This window comes from Streptacidiphilus sp. MAP12-33 (genome assembly GCF_041261265.1).
GTDB lineage: Bacteria > Actinomycetota > Actinomycetes > Streptomycetales > Streptomycetaceae > Streptacidiphilus.
The window spans coordinates 15,937-33,893 of record NZ_JBGCCA010000009.1 but is presented as its reverse complement, the minus strand read 5'-3'; the positions used below and the strand labels follow the sequence as shown (position 1 = coordinate 33,893).

Genomic DNA, 17,957 nt, shown 5'->3' with positions numbered 1-17,957 from the left:
ATGCGGCGTTCGCCCGGGGCCGGTCAGGGCTGGATCCCGGCCGGCTCCACCGCCACCTCCGCCCCGTCGCCGCCCTGCTTGCGCCGGGAGAAGCGCAGGTAGAGCGAGGGCACCACGAAGAGCGTGAGCAGCGTGGAGCTGACCAGGCCGCCGAGGATGACGATCGCCAGCGGGTACTCGATCTCGCGCCCCGGCTGGTTGCCGACGATGACCAGCGGGACGAGCGCGAGCCCGGTCGCGAGCGAGGTCATCAGGATCGGGGCGAGACGTTCGCTCGCGCCGCGGATGACCAGGTCGGGGCCGAAGTCCATGCCCTCCTCGGTCTCCAGGTGCTGGCAGTGATTGATCATCAGGATCCCGTTTCTCGCGGCGATGCCGAAGACCGTGAAGAACCCCACCAGCGCCCCGATGGTGACTTGTGCCCCGCTGAACCAGATCGCGATCAGGCCGCCGACCAGCGCCATCGGCATCGTGACGAAGAGCAGCACCGCCAGCCGCCACGAGCCGAAGGCCAGCTGGAGCAGCAGCAGGATCGCCACGCCCGCCAGCAACGCCGTGGTCAGCAGGCTCTGCTGGGCCGACTGGCGCTCCTGGTACTCGCCCAGTAGCGCGTAGTGGGAGCCCTGTGGGACGTGGACGTTGGCGGCGAGCTTGGCCTGGATCTGCTGGACCACGCCCGACAGGTCCGCGTCGCCCGACACGTTAGCGCCGACGTCGATGTAGCGGGAGTTGTTCTCCCGGGTGATCAGGTAGGGGTCGGGGCCGAGGGTGACGTTCGCGACGTCGCTGAGCTTGATGTGGCCGCCGCTCGGGGTGTCCAGTGGCAGCGCCGCGATCGCGCCCGGGTCGGAGCGCACGGAGGGCATGCTCCACACGTAGACGCCGTAGACCTGGTTGTTCTCGAAGACGTTGCCCATCTCCGTGCCGGCCACCAGCGTCGCCGCCTGCCGGCGCACGTCGCCGGGCTTCAGCCCGTACTTGGCGGCCTTGTCGAGGTCCACCGTGACCTGGATCTGCGGGGTGTCGACGGAGAGGTCCATGTGCGGGTCGACGACGCCGTTCACGCCGGCGACCTGGCTCAGCACCGACTGGGCCGTGCTGCGCATCTGCGCCAGGTCCTGGCCGTAGACGCGGACGGTGATCGCCTGCTTGGACCCGCTGAGCACCTCCTCGATGCGCTCGTTGAGGTAGGTCTCCACGTCCCGGTACAGGCCCGGGTGGCTGTCGACGACCTCGCGGACCTTGGCGAGGGTCTTGTCGTAGTCGACGTTGTCGGCGATGTGGATCCACACCTCGGCCGCGTTGATGCCGACGATCTCCTCGCCCTGCGGGGCGCGCCCGATGTGCGCGCCGAAGTCCTCGACGCCGGGGATCTGCCGCAGTTCCGCGTCGAGCTGCGTGGTGGTGCGGATGACCTCCTGGTCGGAGGTGCCTGGGATGGCGTCCCAGTGGATCAGCAGGTCGCGCTGCTGGAACGTCGGGAAGAGCGACTGCCCGAGCTGGGGCGCGATCAGCGCCCCGCACAGCACGACGGCGGCGAAGACGGAGTAGGCCGCCGTCGGCCGGGCCACGATCCGGTTCAGGAACGCCGAGTACCAGCGGCGCAGCACCCGGACCAGCGGCGACTGGAACCGCTTGAGCGGCGCCCGCCGCAGCAGGATCAGGGTCAGTGCCGGGGTGACGGTGAGCGCCACCGCCATCGAGGCGATGATCGCCAGCGTGTACGCGAAGGCGAGCGGGCGGAAGAAGGCCGCCGTCAGGCCGTTGAGCAGGAAGACCGGCACCGCGGCGGCGACGATGATCAGCGTCGCGTAGACGATCGGGCTGCGGACCTCCAGCGAGGCGCCGAGGATGATCCGGGCCGTGGACCGGGTCGACTTCTCGCCGTCCGCGCCGGTGCGGCGGGCGATGCGCAGACGCCGCAGGATGTTCTCCACGTCGATGATCGCGTCGTCGACGACCGCGCCCAGCGCGATGATCAGACCGGCCAGCACCATGGTGTTGACGGTCGTGTTGAGCGCCCGCAGCACCAGCACCGCCGCCGTCAGCGACAGCGGGATGCTGACCAGGCTGATCAGCGCCACCCGCCACTCGAAGAGGAACAGCACCAGGATCACCACGACCAGCAGGAAGCCGAGCAGCAGTGAGTCCAGGAGGTTGTGGATCGAGTCGTCGATGAAGTCGGCCGGCCGGAAGATGTGGGTGTCGAAGGCGACGCCTGTCAGGCCCGGTTGCATGGCTTTGAGCGCGTCGTCGACCTGTGAGGTGATCTTGAGCGTGTTGCCCCAGGGCAGCTTCTCGACGACCAGCAGGATGCCCGGCTTGCCGTTGATGATCGCGTCGCCGATGAGCGGCTGGTAGCCCGAGACGACGTTGCCGATCTGGCCCAGTGTCACCTTCTTGCCCTGCGCGGCCTGGTCCTCCAGCGGGATCTTCGCGAGGTCGGCCGGGCTCTGCACGGACAGCTGGTGCGCGACGGAGAGCCGCTGGTCGCCCAGCCCCGGTGCCGCGCCGCCGTCCAGGAACCCGCCCGCGCCGACGACGGCGCCGTTGGAGAACTGCAGCGCGCCGGAGTCCAGGGCGTCGGCGGTGGTGCGTTCCACGTTGTCGAGGGTGACCTGCTGCGCGGCCATCTTCTTCGGGTCCACCTGGACCTGGAAGGCCTCCGGCCGCTGGTCCCAGATCGACACGTCCGCGACGCCGTCGACGTGCAGCAGACGCGGCTTGATCGTCCAGTAGGCCAGCTGCGACAGGTCCTGCGGCGTCAGCGGCTTGCCGTTCGGGCCGTTGCCGCTGGCGGTCATGCCGATCTGGACCACCCGCGCCGTCGCGGAGACCGGCGCGAGCATGACGGGCGGGCTCGCCCAGCGCGGCAGCGTCGGCCGGACGGTCGCCAGGCGCTCCTGCACCAGCTGACGGGCGTGGAGCAGGTTGGTGTTCGGGGAGAAGACCATGACGATGGAGGAGAGCTGCGGCACCGAGGTGGAGCGCATCTGGGTGAGCCCCGGCATGCCGTTCATCGCGAGTTCGAGCGGGACGGTGACCAGCTGTTCCACGTCCGAGGTGGACAGGCCCAGGCTCTCGGTCTGGATCTCCACCTGCGGCGGGGCGAACTCCGGGAACACGTCCACGGGCGTGTTGCGGACGGTGGCGATACCGATCGTCATCATCGCGACGGCGGCCGCGACCACGAGGAACCTGAAGTTGAGGCTCCACGACACGATCGACCGCATCACCCCGCCGCGGCCGTGCGGCTGAGCGCGCATCACTCTTCCCCCACTCCGTACTCGGTGCCGAGGAGCTCGGCCGCGCCGACCACGACGACGGGCGTGCCCGCGGCCGGTCCCGCGCTGAGGGCGACGGTGTCGCCGGTGTACCGCGCGATGGTCACCGCGTGGCGGGTGTACGCGTGCCCGCCGTCCGGGACGTACACCCAGGGGACCCCCTCCGGGTCGTAGATGATCGCGGTGATCGGCACGTCCGTCTCCCCGCCCGTCCCCGGGAGGGAGACCACCGTCCGCAGGCGCACGCGCTGTTCCGCGAGCGGGGTCAGCACGACGGTCTGGACGTGCCCGTACCCGGGGAGGGTCGCCGTCGCGCTGGGCAGCGGCCGCAGCGTCGCCGGCGTGTAGGCGGCGGGGGTCTGGTCCTTGGGCCCGCAGGCCGTGAGCGAGGCGGTGGCCAGGGCGGCGACCAGTACGGCGAGCACCCGTACCCGCGACATCAGGCTGCGCCTTCCTCGGGGTCGGTCGCTGACGCGGGCGAGCTGCCGTGCAGCCCCTCAGGGGCGCGAGAACCACCGGCGTCCGGATGGCCCTGCTCGTGCGGCGCGCCACCCTCATCGGTGGCTTGTCGCGCCCCGCCGCGCAGCGGCTGACCGGCAGAACCTCGCGCCCCTGGGGGTACCGCCAGCGGCACGGCCTCGTCCTCCTCCGAGGGCCCGCGGCCGGCGAACGCGGGGAGCAGGAAGAGCGTGACGACCGTGGCCGTCACCGCGCCGCCGATCAGGACGAAGGAGAGCGGACGGACCAGCTCCAGGCCGGCGATGTCACCGCGCACGGTGAACGGCGCGACCAGCAGGATCAGGCCGATCGCCGAGGCCGTCACCGGGAAGGCCGCCTCCCGGGCCGCCACCCCGGCCGCGCCCGCGTGGCCGGAGAGCTCCAGCTCGCGGGTGCGTCGCAGCACCCGCAGGCCGCCGCGCACCGCGAGCGCCAGCACACCGAGGAAGCCGATCAGCTCGCCCGCGCTGATCTCGCGGCCCGCCGCGAACGCGGTGAGCGCGCCGCCGGCCAGCGAGAGCGGGAGCGTCACCAGCAGCAGTCCGGCCCGCGGCCAGCTGCGCAGTGCCGCCTGGAACAGCAGCAGGGTGCCGATCGCGCAGCCGATCGCGACCAGGATGATCTGCAGCGCGGTGCTCTGCTGGTCGGCGATGCCGCTGGAGACCTCGGCGTGGTAGCCCTCCGGGAGGGTGACCTGACGGACCGCAGCCTGGACCTTGGCGACCGCGGTGTCCGCGTCGATGCCGTGGAGCGAGGCGGTGATGTCGAGGTAGCGCGAGGCCTGGTCGTGGTCGATCTCGGTCGGCGAGGGCGCGATGGTGACGGTGGCGACGTCCTTCAGCGGGACCTGGCCGCCGCTCGGGGTGTCCAGCAGCAGGTTCTCGATGTCGCCCAGGTTGGCGCGGACCGTCGGCACGCTCCACACGGCGACGTCGAAGATCTGCTGCTGCTGGTAGTAGCTGCCGACGGGGATGCCGGAGATCAGCACGGCCGTGTCGCGCCGCACGTCACCGGGCTTGAGGCCGTAGTTCGCGGCCTTGTCCACGTTCGTGTCGATCAGGATGGAGGGTTCCTGCACGGGCTCGTGCACCGTGGCGCCGCTGACGCCGTGGATGCCGTCGACGACGGCCTTGAGCTTGTCCGCGTTCGCGGTCAGCGCTGTCCAGTCGGTGCCGTAGAGACGGACCGTCAGGGGAGAGCTGTTGCCCGGCGAGGTGTCCGACTGGGGTGCCTGGGCGAGGGCCGTCTGCGCGTACGTCAGGAGCTGGTGTCTCAGGGCGGGGTAATGGGTGAGCACCTGGCCGATCGCCGCCTTGGTCCTGCCGAGGTCGGCCTTGCCGGAGACGGTGAGCCAGGTCTGCGCGGCGTCCACGCTGACGATCTGGTCGCCCAGCAGGGCCTGGCCGATGTCGCTGGCCACGCCCGTCACGCCGGGGACGGCGCGCAGCTCGGCGCCCGCGGCCTCGGTGGTCTGCCGCATCGCGGGCAGCGAGGTGCCGGGTGCGGCGTTCCACTGGACGACGAGGTTGCGGTCCTGCGGGGTCGGGATCAGGCTGTCGCTGCCGAACTGCGGGACGATCGCCAGCGCGGCCAGCCCGAGGACGGCGGCCAGCGCGAACGCGGGGGCGCGGCGGCGGGCGAAGAGCGGGGCGAGGCGGTCGTAGGCGCCCTCGATCCAGCGGGCCACCGGCGGCACCGTCCGGCCCTCGGGGGCGCGGCGCAGCAGCAGGAGCGAGAGCGCGGGGGTGACCGTCAGTGCGACGGCGGCCGCGGCGACCATGGTGAGCACGTAGGTGAAGAGCATCGGCCGGGTCAGCTGGCCGTTGCTGCCGGGCACCATCAGCAGCGGCACGGCGGCCAGCAGCAGCACGGCCAGTGCCCAGCCGAGGGGGCGTCGCACGCCCAGCAGGGCGTCGGTGATCGCCACCGCGCGGCCCTCGCGACGGGCCCCGGGGGAGTCGTCCTCGCCCGGTGGCGCCAGGTCGAGCCCGCGTTGGACCGCGGTGACCGCGGAGACCGCGTCGTCCACGACGACGGCCAGCGCCACGGCGAGTCCGGCGAGGGTGAACCAGCTGAACGTCGCGTCGCGCAGCTCCAGCACCCAGGCGGCGGTGACCAGCGGCAGCGCGATCGCGACCAGACCGACGAGGGCGACCCGCCAGGAGCGCCAGGCCAGCCCGAACCAGAGGACCAGCAGCACCAGGCCGGCCAGTGCGGCCCAGCCGAGGTTGCTCATCGCGGAGTCGAGGTAGGTCGCGGGCCGGTAGACGTCGGTGTTCACCTTGACGCCCTGCAGGCCCGGGGCGAGCTCGGCCATGGCCGCCCGGACGCCCTTGTCCACCGCGAGGGCGTTGGCGCCGGGGAACTTCTCCACGACCATCAGGAAGCCGGTGCCGTCGGCGGACTGCGAGGTCAGCACCGCGTCGCCGCGCAGCGCCGGGTGGTCCTCGACGACCTTTGCCACGTCGCCCAGCCTGAGCTTGCTGACGCCGGTGTCGACCTCCATCGGGACCTTGGCCAGGTCCTCGGGCGTCTTGATCGGCAGGATGTGCTGCACCGAGATGCGCTGGTTGGGGGTGTCGATGAAGCCGTCCGCGCCGGGGGTGGAGGCCTCGACGAAGGTGAGCGGCGAGGTCCACATCGCGTCACCGGTGGTGTTGATCACCTGGGACAGCGTCACGCCCTTGGCCCGCAGCTTGGCGGGGTCCACCAGCACCTGGAGCTGCTGGTCGCGCTGGCCCCAGATGGTGACGTTGGCGACGCCGGGAACGGCCAGCAGCCGCGGCCGGATCCGCCAGCGGGCCAGCGTGGACAGGTCGATCGGGCTGATCGTGGAGGAGGAGATGCCGACCATCAGGCCGCGGTCCTCGGCGGACAGCGGCTGCACCATGACCGGCGGCGTGCCGACGTTGACGACGGCCGGGCCCTGGTTGACGCGCTCCTGCACCAGCTGGCGCGCGCTGTAGATGTCGGTGCCGGGCTTGAAGGTCAGCTCGATGTCGGAGAGCCCCGGCAGTGAGCGCGAGCGCAGGTGGTCCAGGAAGGCGACGCCGTTGAGCTCGTCCTCCATGGGCACGGTGATCAGCTGCTCCACCTCGGTGGCGGAGAGCCCGAGCGCCTCGGTCTGCACCTGCACCTGGGGCGGCAGGAACTCGGGCAGGGTGTCCACGGCCGCGTCGCGCAGCGACCAGATGCCGAGCCCGGCCACCACCAGGGCGGCCACCACGATGACGGCGGCGAGACGCAGGCAGGATGCGATGAGCCAACGCACGAGACGTTCCCCCGTTTCTTCGTTCCCCCACGGCGGCAGCCACTGACGGCATGTCAGGGATGGCGGATGCCGTGTTCTCTCCCCCGGTACGAAAGTCGTCTAACGCAACTACCCACGTTCGGCCGAGCACACTCGGTTCCCATGTGCTTGCGGAGCGTGGTCCCCTAGTTCGTGAAGATGACGTGAAGTGAGTGTGTCATCACGTTCAGTTTCCTGCCAAGACTGCGGGGCATATCGGGACGGCAACGATGGTTGGACCTGTTCATGACCCCTGAACCGCCGCCCACCCGACCGTTCGTGCTGATCAGCGCGGCGATGTCCGTCGACGGGCACATCGACGACACCTCCCCGGAGCGGCTGCTGCTCTCCTGCGCCGAGGACTTCGACCGGGTTGACGCGCTGCGGGCGGAGTGCGACGCGATCCTCGTCGGCGCCGGGACGCTGCGGGCGGACGATCCGCGTCTGGAGGTCCGCGGCGCCGCGCGCCGCGAGGCCCGCGTCGCGCGTGGCCTGCCGGAGCACCTGCTCAAGGTGGTCCTCGCCGGACATGGCGGCCTCAGCGCCGAGCTGCGGCTGTGGCACAGTGGCGGCCCGAAGCTCGTCCTCGCGCCGGACGCGGCGGTTCCCGGGTTGCGGGCCGAGTTGGGGGCGCTCGCGGAGGTCGTGGGCACCGGCGTGGAGCTCGATCCGGCACGCGCCCTCGACGCGCTGGCCGCGCGGGGCGTGCGCCGGCTCATGGTCGAGGGCGGGGGCGCCATCCAGTCCCTCTTCCTGACGGCGGGTCTGGTTGACGAGATTCAGCTGGCCGTGGCCCCGTTCTTCGTCGGTGAGGCCGCGGCCCCCCGCTTCGCCCCGGCCGTCGGCAAGCCGTTCCCGCAGGACGCCGCGCACCGCATGACGCTGCTGGGGGCGGAGCCCCTCGGCGACATGGTCGTGCTGCGCTACGCCGCGCGCCGCGCGGACGCGTCACGGGTCACGGCGGCCGACCTCGGCTGGATGCGCGTCGCGATCGACCTCTCCCGCCAGTGCCCGCCGTCGGAGTCCGCGTACTCGGTCGGCGCGGTCGTCGTCGCCGCCGACGGCACCGAGATCGCGCGCGGCTTCTCGCGCGAGAGCGGGGACGACAAGGTCCACGCGGAGGAGTCCGCCCTGGGGAAGATCGACCTCGCCGATCCCCGCCTTCGCACGGCCACCATCTACTCGACTCTGGAGCCCTGCTCGGTCCGCGCCTCCCGCCCCTCGCCGTGCGCCGAGCTCATCCGCTCCGCCGGCATCGGCCGCGTGGTGCTGGCCTGGCGCGAGCCGGCCCTGTTCGTGGCGGACTGTCAGGGCGTCGAACTGCTGGAGCAGTCGGGCGCGACGGTTGTCGAGACCCCGACCCTCGCCGAGGAGGCGAGGGCGGTCAACGCGCATCTGGTCTAGTCGGCGGTTCTGCTCCCCGGCGTCACCGCCGGCCGCGCTGGGCCGCCTTGATGCCGACACCTACCAGGGCGGCCCCAGCCGACGGCCGGCGCGCAGCCGAGGTCGAGCCTGGCGAGTGTCGCCCACGGCGGCATCCTGGCGGTGGATCAGTCGGAGTTGATCATGCTCTGGGCGGCGTAGACGAGGTAGTTCCACAACTCGGCCTCGTGCTCAGGCTCCAGATCGAGCGAGTCCACCGCGTCGCGCATGTGGCGCAGCCAGGCGTCGTGGGCGGCGCGGTCGACCTTGAACGGGGCGTGGCGCATGCGCAGGCGCGGGTGGCCGCGCTCGTCGCTGTAGGTGCGGGGGCCGCCCCAGTACTGCATGAGGAAGAGCGCGAGGCGCTCCTCGGCCGGGCCGAGGTCCTCCTCGGGGTACATGGGGCGCAGCAGCGGGTCCGCGGCCACGCCCTCGTAGAAGCGGTGGACCAGGCGGCGGAAGGTCGGCTCGCCGCCGACCTGCTGGTAAAAGGTCTCGGTCTGCAGGGTTCCTCGCTTGATCTGGTCCACGCGTCCATCCTCTCAGACCGCGGAAGTCACGCGTCGTCCCACCGGAAAAGCCGGAGCGAGACCGCGCAGAGCAGCACCGCCGCGGCCAGCAGCCCGCCGATCGTCGGCAACGCCGCGCCGACGCCCTTGCCCCGGCTCAGCACGTCCTGCATCGCCACCGAGAGGTGGTGCAGCGGCATGACCTGGGCGACCGACTGCACCCAGCCCGGGGCGAAGTCGAGCGGGAAGAACGAGCCGGACAGGAAGGCCATCGGCAGCACGATCAGCTGGGCCGCGCTCTGCGCCGCGTTCTCGGTCCTGGCGAAGGAGCCCGCCAGCAGGCCGATGGACATGAAGCAGAGCGAGCCGCTCAGGACCAGCGGCACGGCCAGCCACCACTCCCCGGTGAGCTTCAGCCCGTAGTACGGCAGCGTCGCGACACCCAGGAAGACGGCCGTCTGCACCAGCGCGACCAGGAGCGTCACCGCCGTCGGCGCGGCGATCACCGCCGCCAGGCTGACGGGCGCGAGCCGCAGCCGGCGCAGGATGCGCTTGCGGCGCCAGGCGACGAGGGTGAGGGCCGCCGAGAAGGTGCCGGAGGTGGCGATCGCCCAGCCCAGCAGACCGGGCGTCAGGTACTGGATCGGCTTGGTGGAGCGGTCCTCGACCTGCGCGGTGGTCAGCGTCCAGGCGGGCGGACGGCCGGTCGCGTCCTGGTTGGCCTGCTGGACCACCGCGTCGACCAGGCCCTGGACCGTCGCCGCGCGGGTGGCGTCCCCGGCGGAGAAGTGGAGCACCAGCTGACCGGAGGCGGTCTGCTGCAGGGCGCCGTCGTCGGTGCCGTCGCGGACCTTGCCGAGCGCGTCGGCCAGGTTGTCGTCGCGTTTGACCGTCAGGCTCTGGCCGAGCTGGGCCCGCTGCGCCGCGGTCATCGAGTCGAGGACGCGGACCGGGCCCACCTGCAGCACGGTCGAGTGCGCCGCCGAGCCGGACTTGAACAGCACGCCGAACAGCAGCAGGAACATCAGCGGGAAGAGCACGGTGAAGAACAGCCAGGTGCGGTCCCGCGCGTTGCTGACCAGCAGCGACCGGGAGAGCGAGAAGAAGGCCTTCATTCCCTGCACCTCTTTATTCTCGGTAGGCCCGTCCGGTCAGGTGCAGGAAGACGTCCTCGAGGGTGCCGCCGCGGGCCTGGAGGCCGTGGAGCGCGCCGCGCTCGCCGAGCAGGGCCAGGACGGGGGCGGGGGAGCGCGTGGCGAGGACGAGGGAGACGCCGTCGTCGGAGACCTCCACCTCCTCGTCCAGGGCCGCGCTGGCCTCCGCCGCGCTCAGCGCGCCCGAGGGGACGCTGATCCGGGTGGGCGCGTCCAGCTCGCGGATCAGCGTGGCGGGCGGGCCGGTGCGCAGCAGCCTGCCGTGGTCCATGACCGCGACGCGGTCGCAGAGGATCTCGGCCTCGTCGAGGTAGTGCGTGGTCAGCACGACGGTGCGGCCGTCGGCGTTGATCTCGCGCAGCAGGTCCCACAGGTTCCGGCGGGCTTGCGGGTCCAGGCCCGTCGTCGGCTCGTCCAGGAAGACCAGCTCCGGCTCGTGGACCAGCGCGCAGGCGATGGACAGGCGCTGGGCCTGGCCGCCGGAGAGCTTCTCCGCCTGGGTGCCGGCGAACTCGGTCAGCCCCACACGGGCCAGCATCTCCTCGGCCCGGCGCGTGCCGACACCGTAGAGGGAGGCGAAGGCGGCCAGCTGTTCACGGGCCGTCAGCCGTTCGAAGAAGGCGGAGGCCTGCAACTGGACGCCGATCCGCGGCAGCAGCCGCGGGTTGCGCGGCCACGGGCGCTCGCCCAACAGCGTGGCGGTGCCCTCGTCGGGCTCGCGCAGGCCCTCCAGGATCTCCAGGGTGGTGGTCTTGCCGGCCCCGTTCGGGCCGAGCAGGCCGAAGAACTCGCCGCGTCGGACGGTGAGCGAGACCCCGTCGACGGCCTGCACCGCGCCGTAGCGCTTGCGCAGGCCGTCAGCCGTGATCGCCGCCTCGTCGTCCCCTGTCACCGTCACGTTGTCCCCCGTTCGGTGGTCGGGTATGCCAGAGGTGCTGCTGTGCCGCTGTGTGACTCAGGCGCAGTGCACCGTGATGGTGGTCCACGCGCCGACGTGGATCCGGTCGCCGTTGTTGAGCTGGACCGGGGTGTGCACCGGGATCGGGTCCGGGCTGCCGTTCAGCGTGGTGCCGTTGGCGGAGTCGCGGTCCTCGACCACCCAGCTGCCGTCGGGCTGCTCGCGGAGCAGCGCGTGCTCGTGCGAGACGCCCGGGTCCTCCGGGGCGATCGACAGGTCGATCTCCGGGAGGGTGCCGCGCTGCTGGCTGCGGCGGCCGATGCGGAGCTCCCGCTGACCGGTCATCGGGACCCGGCGCTCGGGGGAGTAGGGGGGGAAGTAGAGCCCTGAGGCGTCCGGGCCGCTGCGGGACATGATGTCCTGGAAGTAGTCGCGGTCGGCGGCGATCACGGCGATCCAGGTGCCCCGGTAGGCGGGCGCGGCGGGCTGCTGCGGCTGCCCGCCGGAGCCGGAGGACGGACCGAAGGGGTCCATGCCGCCGAGGCCGGGGTTCGCGCCGGGCATCCCGCCCGGGCCGCCCTGCGACGGCGGGGCGAGGACGTACTCGGTGTTGCCGCCGTTGGTGTCCCCGGTGATGTAGGAGCCGTAGCCGCCGCCGTTGGTCACCGGCCCCGGAACGGGTGCGGAGACCGGTGCGGACACCGGCCCGGACGCGGGCTCACCCGGGTACGCGCCCGCGCCGGGGAACGGCTGCGGCGCGAACTGCGGGTCGGGTTGCGGCTGACCGGGCTGCGGCTGACCGGGGTATGCGCCGGCGCCGGGGAAGGGCTGCGGGGCGAACTGCGGGTCGGGCTGCGGCTGACCCGGCTGGCCCTGCGGCTGGCCGGGGAACCCCTGCCCGGGGAACGGCTGCGGCGCGAACTGGGGGTCGGGCTGCGGCTGACCGGGCTGCGGCTGACCGGGGTATGCGCCGGCGCCGGGGAACGGTGGCGGGCCAGGGTTCGGGGTCGGCTGCGGCGCAGCCCCCTGCGGTGCCAGGTCCCAGTCGTACCCGCATTCCTCGCAGTACCGGCCCGTGCGCGGTGTCGCGCAGATCGGACAGACCGGCAGACCGGCGGTCGGCGCCGCCGGAGCGTGCGCAGGCTGCCACGGCTGGGCCGGCGCCGGCGCCGGCTGCCCGGACATGGGCGTCCCGCAGTAGTCGCAGTAGTCGGTGGTCTGCGAGGTGTGGCCGTTCGGGCAGATCGGCATCGTGGCAAGCCCCCCTCGGGCAAGCTAAGTGGCGTTCGGCAGCGGAGCGGACTCCGCTACTTCTTCACCCGGACAGTCTTGGTCGATCGGGTTTCGAGTGTCATCGAATCCTCCTCGCTCACGTTCTTACGGAAGCGAACGGTACCTTCCTTCGCGTCGACCACGTCGACCACCTTCGACAGCAGCTTGAAGGTGTCCTCGTTGCCGGACTCGGCCGCGAGCTGAACGGCCTTGCCCAGCTTGGCCGTCGCCGCGTCGAGGTCGCCGCGGCGGTGGGCGTCGAGGCCCTCCTGGATGGCGCCCGCGAGCTCCGCCTGGCCGGTGTAGTGCGCGACCTGCGGGTTGATCTTGGTCGAGGCGTTCAGGTCGTCCGTCCACACGGCCTTGACCAGACCCTGCGAGAGCACCTCGGTGGTCCCGTCCGGTTGCGGCACGACCAGGCTGATCCGCCCGGCCAGCATCTCGTCGCCGACGCCCGCCGGGGGCACCTCGATGCAGACGTGGTAGTCGCGGCTCTCGTCGCCCCAGGAGCCGGTCGGGTAGTCGCCGGCGCGCGGGCCCGCGTCGACCCGGCGGCCGCTGAGGTCCTCGACGACGGGGGCGACCTGCTTGACGAACTTGACCGAGGCGTTGGCAGGCGTCCAGACGCGCAGCGCGACGTCGGCGACGGCCTTGCCCATGGCCTTCTCCATCATCGCCCGGAAGTCCTCGGCGAGGCCCGAGGGGTCGGCGACGATGTCGACGGAGCCCAGCAGCGCGGACGAGATCCGGCGCAGCTCGGCGACCTCCCAGTCGGTCCCGACGCCGCGGCAGTCCGTGGTGAAGCGGCCCTGGACGCGGTCGAGGGTGTGCTGGAGCTGCTCGGGGCGCTCGTGCTCGTTGCGGCCGTCGGTCAGCAGGATCGCGTGGCGGATGGAGATGTCAGGCCGGGTGGAGAAGATCTGGTCGGCCTTGGTCAGCCAGGTGCCGATGGCGGTGCCGCCGCCCGGGGTGAGGCGGCGCAGCGACTGCTTGGCCTCCTCGCGGGTGCCGGGGGAGGAGATCGCCAGCTGCCCGGCGCCCGGGTAGACCTCCTTGGCCTCGTGCGTGCCCGCGACCACGGCGAACGCGACGCCGTCGCGGACGGAGTCGATCGCGACGGCCGTGGCCTCACGGGCATTGCGGATCTTGGTGGGCGGGTAGTCCATCGAGCCGGAGCAGTCCACCGCGATGACCACGGCCGCGTCCGGGCCGTCCGCCATGCCGCCGTAGCCGCCCGCGTACGCGGACGGGCTGGGCAGCGCGGCACTGGTGCCACCGCCGGTCGCGGTGACCGTGACGATCGCGTTGACCTCGTTCGCGCCCTGCGCGAGGTACGCGTTCTGGAAGATGTCGACCGAGAACTGCGGGAAGTTGGACTTGGTGAGCTTGGCCATGGTCAGCTCTCCCCCTCGCGTAGCTGAATGGTGGGTGAATCGAGGCCCTGGTCGTCGAGGGCCTGGCCCACGAGCGTGGGCGGGTGGTCCGGCAGCGCGGGCTCGGGCGGCTCGACCGGCAGGAGGGCCACGGTCACGTTGTCGTGCCCGCCCCGGTCGCAGGCGTAGCGGGCGAGCGCCTGGGCGGCCTGGAGCGGCTTGGTCCGGGCGTCGGCGGGGACCACCGCGGCCAGGTCGGCGGCGCCCTCGGCGTAGTTCCACAGGCCGTCACTGCAGATCAGCACGGTGCCCGGGGTGGTCGGGACGAAGCTGGTGAGGTGCGGCTCGACCTCGATCGCGTCCGCGCCGAGCCAGCCGGTGATCGCGTGCGCGCGGGGGTCGGCGAAGGCCTCCGCCTCGGACATCAGGCCCGCCTCGACCATCCGGGTCGCCCAGGAGTCGTCCACGGTCAGGCGCTGGGAGCCGGAGCGCTCGTCGGGGAACCAGTAGGCGCGGCTGTCGCCGACCCAGCCGATGGTCACCCGGCCCTCCGTCAGCACCGCGCTGACGATGGTGCAGGCCGGCGCGTTCCGGCTGGGCTCGCGCTCGAACTCGTCCGCGAGCTCGTCGACGCGCTGCGCGGCGACCATGATCGCGTTGGTCATCGCCGCCTCCGGCTCCTCGCCGGCCTCCAGTGCCTCCAGCAGCGCCTCGCTGGCGCTGTCGGCGGCCGCCTGGGACGCGTCGTCGGGACGCGTCGCGGAGGAGACGCCGTCGCAGACGACGGCGACGACGGCGGGGACGCCGTCGGGCCGGGAGGTCGCGGCGACGGCGAACGCGTCCTCGTTCCGGTGGTGCCGGTGCCCGCGGTCGCTCACGCCGCAGACGCCGTTGAGTGCCCGCTCCTGATGGTCCCGCGGCCGCGGCTGCGCCAACCCGCACACCTCGCAGTAGCCGTCGGTGTCGATCCGCTGCGCCCCGCAGCCGACGCAGACGCGGCTGTCGCCGCTGGGCACCCCGCTCCAGGGGTCGGCCCCGGCGGGCGTCTCCGTCTCGGTCGCCAGCACGGGCGCGGCCAGCACGAAGTCGCCCGTGGCACCGGACGGCACGGGCGCGACCGCCGCGGAACCGAGGGGGTGGTCGTCGGCCCCGCCGAAGGCGGGGAGCTCGACGGTGGGTGCCTCCGTGCTCGCGCCGACGCCCGCGGCTGCGCCGGGCGTGCCGGCCCTGGAGGCTGTGCCTGCGGCGACATGCCCGGCGGAGCCGAACGGAGCCCCGCCGGGCATGGCTGCGCCGAAGGCCGGGCCGCCGTGGGTCCCGGCTGCGCCGGGCGTGCCCGTGGCGAGGGCGTGGCTCGGGAGCGCTCCGGCGGCGTGGCCGCCGAACGACGCGTCCCCGGCGACCGCGGCGGAGCCGTCGGGCGCCGTCGCCGGGTCCGCGCCAAAGGCGCGGGCTGCCGTGAGGTCGATGCCGCATTCCTCGCAGTAGCGGTCCGACTCGGCGATCGGCTGGGCGCAGTTGGGGCAGGAGAGGGTCAGTTGGTCCATGCGCTCGGTCACACCCACGTCCTCGGGCGCGTGCGGTTGGCCCGCTCCACCCATGCGATCCGTTGTTCCGGGGTTTCGGCCAGTCGGGCCAGCTTGCGGTACGAGTCCTCCAGCGCGAAGCGCAGGGCGCGCTCCTCCGCCGGGCGGCCCAGCAGGGTCAGCGGGGCCGAGGAGGCCGCCGGGCCGGAGGCGTCCTGGCGGCCGGCCAGGACCCAGCCCAGGGCCTTGCCGAGCACCTCGACGGAGAGCTCCTCGCGCCGTCGCGCGTCCAGGCCGAGGCCGCCCAACTGCTGCGAGGCCGCGTCCAGGTCGAAGCGCAGCGGCTCCTGCGGGGACCGCTCGCGCAGCCGCGCCCGCACCGAAGCGACGCGCGCCGCGACGTAGTGGGTGGACGCCTCGGGCACCGACTCCAGTGCGGCCACCGAGCCCGGACGGTCGCCGGAGGCGAGCAGCACCCGGGCCAGGCCGAACGCCGCGCTCACGTAGGAGCGGTCGGTCGTCCACACCAGGCGGTAGAACTCCGCCGCGTCCTCGCGGGTGCCCAGCGCCTCCGCGCAGACGCCGAGCGCCAGCTTGGGCGCGGCCTCGCCGGGGAACGCGTCGTAGACCGCGTCGAAGGACTCCGCCGCGGCGCGCAGCGCGGCGGCCGGGTCGGCGCCGCCGGGCATCGCGGAGTCGGCCAGAGCGGCCAGGCCCCGGTACCAGACGACCCGCCAGTCGTCCGGCGCGTCCGTGCCGAGCTCGATCAGCGCCGCGTGGACGGCGCCCTGGTCGCCCTTCTCGATCAGCGCCCGCAGGCCGCGCAGCCGCAGCTCGACGGAGTTGACCGGCGCCGCGCCGAGGGCGGTCAGCACCTCGTCGGGGGCGGTCGCCATCAGGGAGGCGAGGAAGCCCGCGTTGGGGTCGCCCGGGTCGATCCGCGGGACCGGCAGGGCCAGCGCCGCGGCGCGGGTGTCCAGCGGCAGCATCCGGGGCGCGAGGACGCCACCCGGCAGGGCGATCGTCGCGTTGCCGGGCGTCGGCAGGGCCGCCTGCTTCTTGCGCCCACCGCGCGTCGACGCCGGCGGCTCCTCCAGCTCGGCGTGGAGCAACTCGGTGTCCACGACCCGGAGCTCGGGGCCGAACAGGGTGGAGAGCGCCGGACGCGCCTTGCCGTCCTGGAGCGCCAGCACCTCTCGCAGTACGCCGTGGAGCTGCTCGGCCATCTCCTGCGCGGAGGAGAAGCGACGGCCCGCGTCCTGGTCGGTGGCCCGGACCAGCAGCCGGTAGTAGGACTCGTAGCGGTCGAAGACCTCGACCTCCTCCGGGCCGGGCAGCGAGTCCCGGTAGACCGTGGAGAAGCCCTGGAAGTCGAAGCTCATCACCGCGAGCGCGCGGGCCACGGTGTAGAGGTCGGACGCGGGGGAGACGCCCTCGGCCGCGACCTCGGGGGCCTGGTAGCCGATGGTGCCGTAGATCGCGCCGTCGTCGTCCTGGCGGCGCACCGCGCCCATGTCGATGATCTTGAGCTGGTCCTCCGACTGGATCACGTTGTCCAGCTTGAAGTCGCAGTAGATCAGGCCGCGCTGGTGCAGGTAGCCGAGAGCCGGCAGGGCCTCCAGCGCGTAGGCGATGGCCTGCTCGACCGGCAGCGGCTCACGTCGGCCGTCGGGCAGCCGGCGCGCGTCGGCGATGTCCTTGAGGGACTTGCCGCCGACGTAGTCCATGACGATGTAGCCGTCCCGGGTGCCCTTGCGCGGGTCCGGGTGCTCGACGAAGTTGATGATGCGGACGATGTTGGGGTGGTCGACCTCGGCCAGGTAGCGGCGCTCGGCGATGGCGACGGCCAGCGCCTCCTCGTCGCCGGTGTCCAGCAGGCCCTTCAGCACGATCCACTTGTCGTTGACGCGCCGGTCGATGCCGAGGTAGATCCAGCCCAGACCGCCGTGCGCGAGGCAGCCGACCACCTCGTACTGGCCGCCGACCACGTCGCCGGGGAAGAGCTTGGGCGTGAACGAGTAGGCCGTGCCGCACTTGGTGCAGAATCCCTCGCTGCGGCCCGGGACGCCGTTCTTGGAACGCCCGACCGGTGACTCGCAGCTGCTGCAGTAGCGCTTGCGCTCGGCCACCTCGGGGTTGGCGAGCACCTTGGTGCGAGGGTCCTCCTTGGGGATCGGCGGCACCGTGACCAGGCCCGCGCCGAGCGCGCCGCGCTGGCTGCGGGTGGTGCTGCGGGTGCTGCGCACCGAGACCGAGCTGCTGCGGCCGGTCCGCGAGGAACGCGAACGCCCCGACATGGTGCGGGCGCTGCGGGAGGTCGAGCCGGTGCGGGTGGACCTCGAGGTCGAACCGCTGCCGCCGTTGCCGCCACCGCCCTGCGCCGGGACGGAGACTGCCAGCGGTGCGAGTCCGCACTCGGTGCAGTATCCGTCCGCGTCGATCACGCCGGTGCCGGTGCAGTCCGGACGCACGCAGGGCGCGCCCGGTCCGGTCGGTGCGGCCGTGACCGTCGCCGTGGCGCTCCCGGGCTGACCGCCCACCTGTCCTGTGCCGGTTCCTGCGGACGGTGCAGCCCCGAGCGGTGCGAGCCCGCACTCGGTGCAGTACCCGTCCGCGTCGATGACTCCTGTGCCGGTGCAGTCCGGCCGTGTGCACGGTACCGCGTTCATCCCCGCCATCCCCCTGCGGCCGGAGCCGCAAAAGTCGTCAGTTGCTGTGCCTTCATGATGCTT

At 72.7% G+C, this 17,957-nt stretch carries 11 protein-coding genes; 1 reads left to right on the top strand and 10 read right to left on the bottom strand.

The genetic code is table 11. From position 1 onward, the window contains the following. Positions 1-23 precede the first annotated feature (23 nt). The 3 genes from ABH931_RS11330 to ABH931_RS11320 are packed head-to-tail and all read right to left on the bottom strand — an operon-like array spanning position 24 to position 7,053. Positions 24-3,266 carry an efflux RND transporter permease subunit gene (locus ABH931_RS11330; RefSeq protein ID WP_370112237.1) on the bottom strand — a complete coding sequence of 1,081 codons (3,243 nt, stop codon included), beginning with the start codon at positions 3,264-3,266 and terminating at the stop codon, positions 24-26. Then, the gene (locus ABH931_RS11325) at positions 3,266-3,724 is read right to left on the bottom strand and encodes a hypothetical protein (RefSeq protein ID WP_370112236.1); all 459 of its coding nucleotides are present in this window, start codon (positions 3,722-3,724) and stop codon (positions 3,266-3,268) included. Before ABH931_RS11325 ends, ABH931_RS11330 begins: the two co-directional genes overlap by 1 nt. Then, positions 3,724-7,053 (bottom strand): efflux RND transporter permease subunit, encoded by a 3,330-nt coding sequence (locus tag ABH931_RS11320; protein WP_370112235.1) that lies wholly within the window; start codon positions 7,051-7,053, stop codon positions 3,724-3,726. The genes ABH931_RS11325 and ABH931_RS11320 overlap by 1 nt, the downstream gene beginning before the upstream one ends. 264 nt (positions 7,054-7,317) lie before the next feature. Here ABH931_RS11320 and ABH931_RS11315 point away from each other — a divergent pair, with 264 nt between their 5' ends. Next, positions 7,318-8,475, top strand: coding sequence for a dihydrofolate reductase family protein (locus ABH931_RS11315; protein ID WP_370112234.1), 1,158 nt, complete (start codon positions 7,318-7,320; stop codon positions 8,473-8,475). Between the two features lie 146 nt (positions 8,476-8,621). On the opposite strand, the gene ABH931_RS11310 is transcribed toward ABH931_RS11315, so the two are convergent. From ABH931_RS11310 to ABH931_RS11280, 7 genes are read right to left on the bottom strand one after another with little or no spacing between them, the layout of a single operon-like run. After that, positions 8,622-9,023 (bottom strand): globin, encoded by a 402-nt coding sequence (locus ABH931_RS11310; RefSeq protein WP_370112233.1) that lies wholly within the window; start codon positions 9,021-9,023, stop codon positions 8,622-8,624. A gap of 26 nt (positions 9,024-9,049) precedes the next feature. Then, positions 9,050-10,117 (bottom strand): ABC transporter permease, encoded by a 1,068-nt coding sequence (locus ABH931_RS11305; RefSeq protein WP_370112362.1) that lies wholly within the window; start codon positions 10,115-10,117, stop codon positions 9,050-9,052. Positions 10,118-10,130: 13 nt separating this feature from the next. Then, positions 10,131-11,054, bottom strand: a complete 924-nt coding sequence (locus tag ABH931_RS11300) for an ABC transporter ATP-binding protein (protein WP_370112232.1) — start codon at positions 11,052-11,054, stop codon at positions 10,131-10,133. 57 nt (positions 11,055-11,111) lie between these two features. Continuing rightward, positions 11,112-12,305, bottom strand: coding sequence for an FHA domain-containing protein (locus ABH931_RS11295; protein WP_370112231.1), 1,194 nt, complete (start codon positions 12,303-12,305; stop codon positions 11,112-11,114). 56 nt (positions 12,306-12,361) lie between these two features. Continuing rightward, positions 12,362-13,720, bottom strand: a complete 1,359-nt coding sequence (locus ABH931_RS11290; protein WP_370112230.1) for a VWA domain-containing protein — start codon at positions 13,718-13,720, stop codon at positions 12,362-12,364. A gap of 2 nt (positions 13,721-13,722) precedes the next feature. Next, positions 13,723-15,258: a protein phosphatase 2C domain-containing protein gene (locus ABH931_RS11285; protein ID WP_370112229.1), complete on the bottom strand. Its 1,536-nt coding sequence runs from the start codon at positions 15,256-15,258 to the stop codon at positions 13,723-13,725. After that, a complete protein-coding gene (locus ABH931_RS11280) occupies positions 15,255-17,903 on the bottom strand; it encodes a tetratricopeptide repeat protein (protein ID WP_370112228.1) in 2,649 nt (882 codons plus the stop codon). The genes ABH931_RS11285 and ABH931_RS11280 overlap by 4 nt, the downstream gene beginning before the upstream one ends. Between the last annotated feature and the right edge of the window lie 54 nt (positions 17,904-17,957).

Excerpts from the sequence above, each read along its gene's own strand:
- ABH931_RS11330 (WP_370112237.1), bottom strand. The coding sequence starts at position 3,266 with ATGCGCGCTCAGCCGCACGGCCGCGGCGGGGTGATGCGGTCGATCGTG.
- ABH931_RS11325 (WP_370112236.1), bottom strand. The coding sequence starts at position 3,724 with ATGTCGCGGGTACGGGTGCTCGCCGTACTGGTCGCCGCCCTGGCCACC.
- ABH931_RS11315 (WP_370112234.1), top strand. The coding sequence starts at position 7,318 with ATGACCCCTGAACCGCCGCCCACCCGACCGTTCGTGCTGATCAGCGCG.
- ABH931_RS11305 (WP_370112362.1), bottom strand. The coding sequence starts at position 10,117 with ATGAAGGCCTTCTTCTCGCTCTCCCGGTCGCTGCTGGTCAGCAACGCG.
- ABH931_RS11295 (WP_370112231.1), bottom strand. The coding sequence starts at position 12,305 with ATGCCGATCTGCCCGAACGGCCACACCTCGCAGACCACCGACTACTGC.
- ABH931_RS11290 (WP_370112230.1), bottom strand. The coding sequence starts at position 13,720 with ATGGCCAAGCTCACCAAGTCCAACTTCCCGCAGTTCTCGGTCGACATC.
- ABH931_RS11280 (WP_370112228.1), bottom strand. The coding sequence starts at position 17,903 with ATGGCGGGGATGAACGCGGTACCGTGCACACGGCCGGACTGCACCGGC.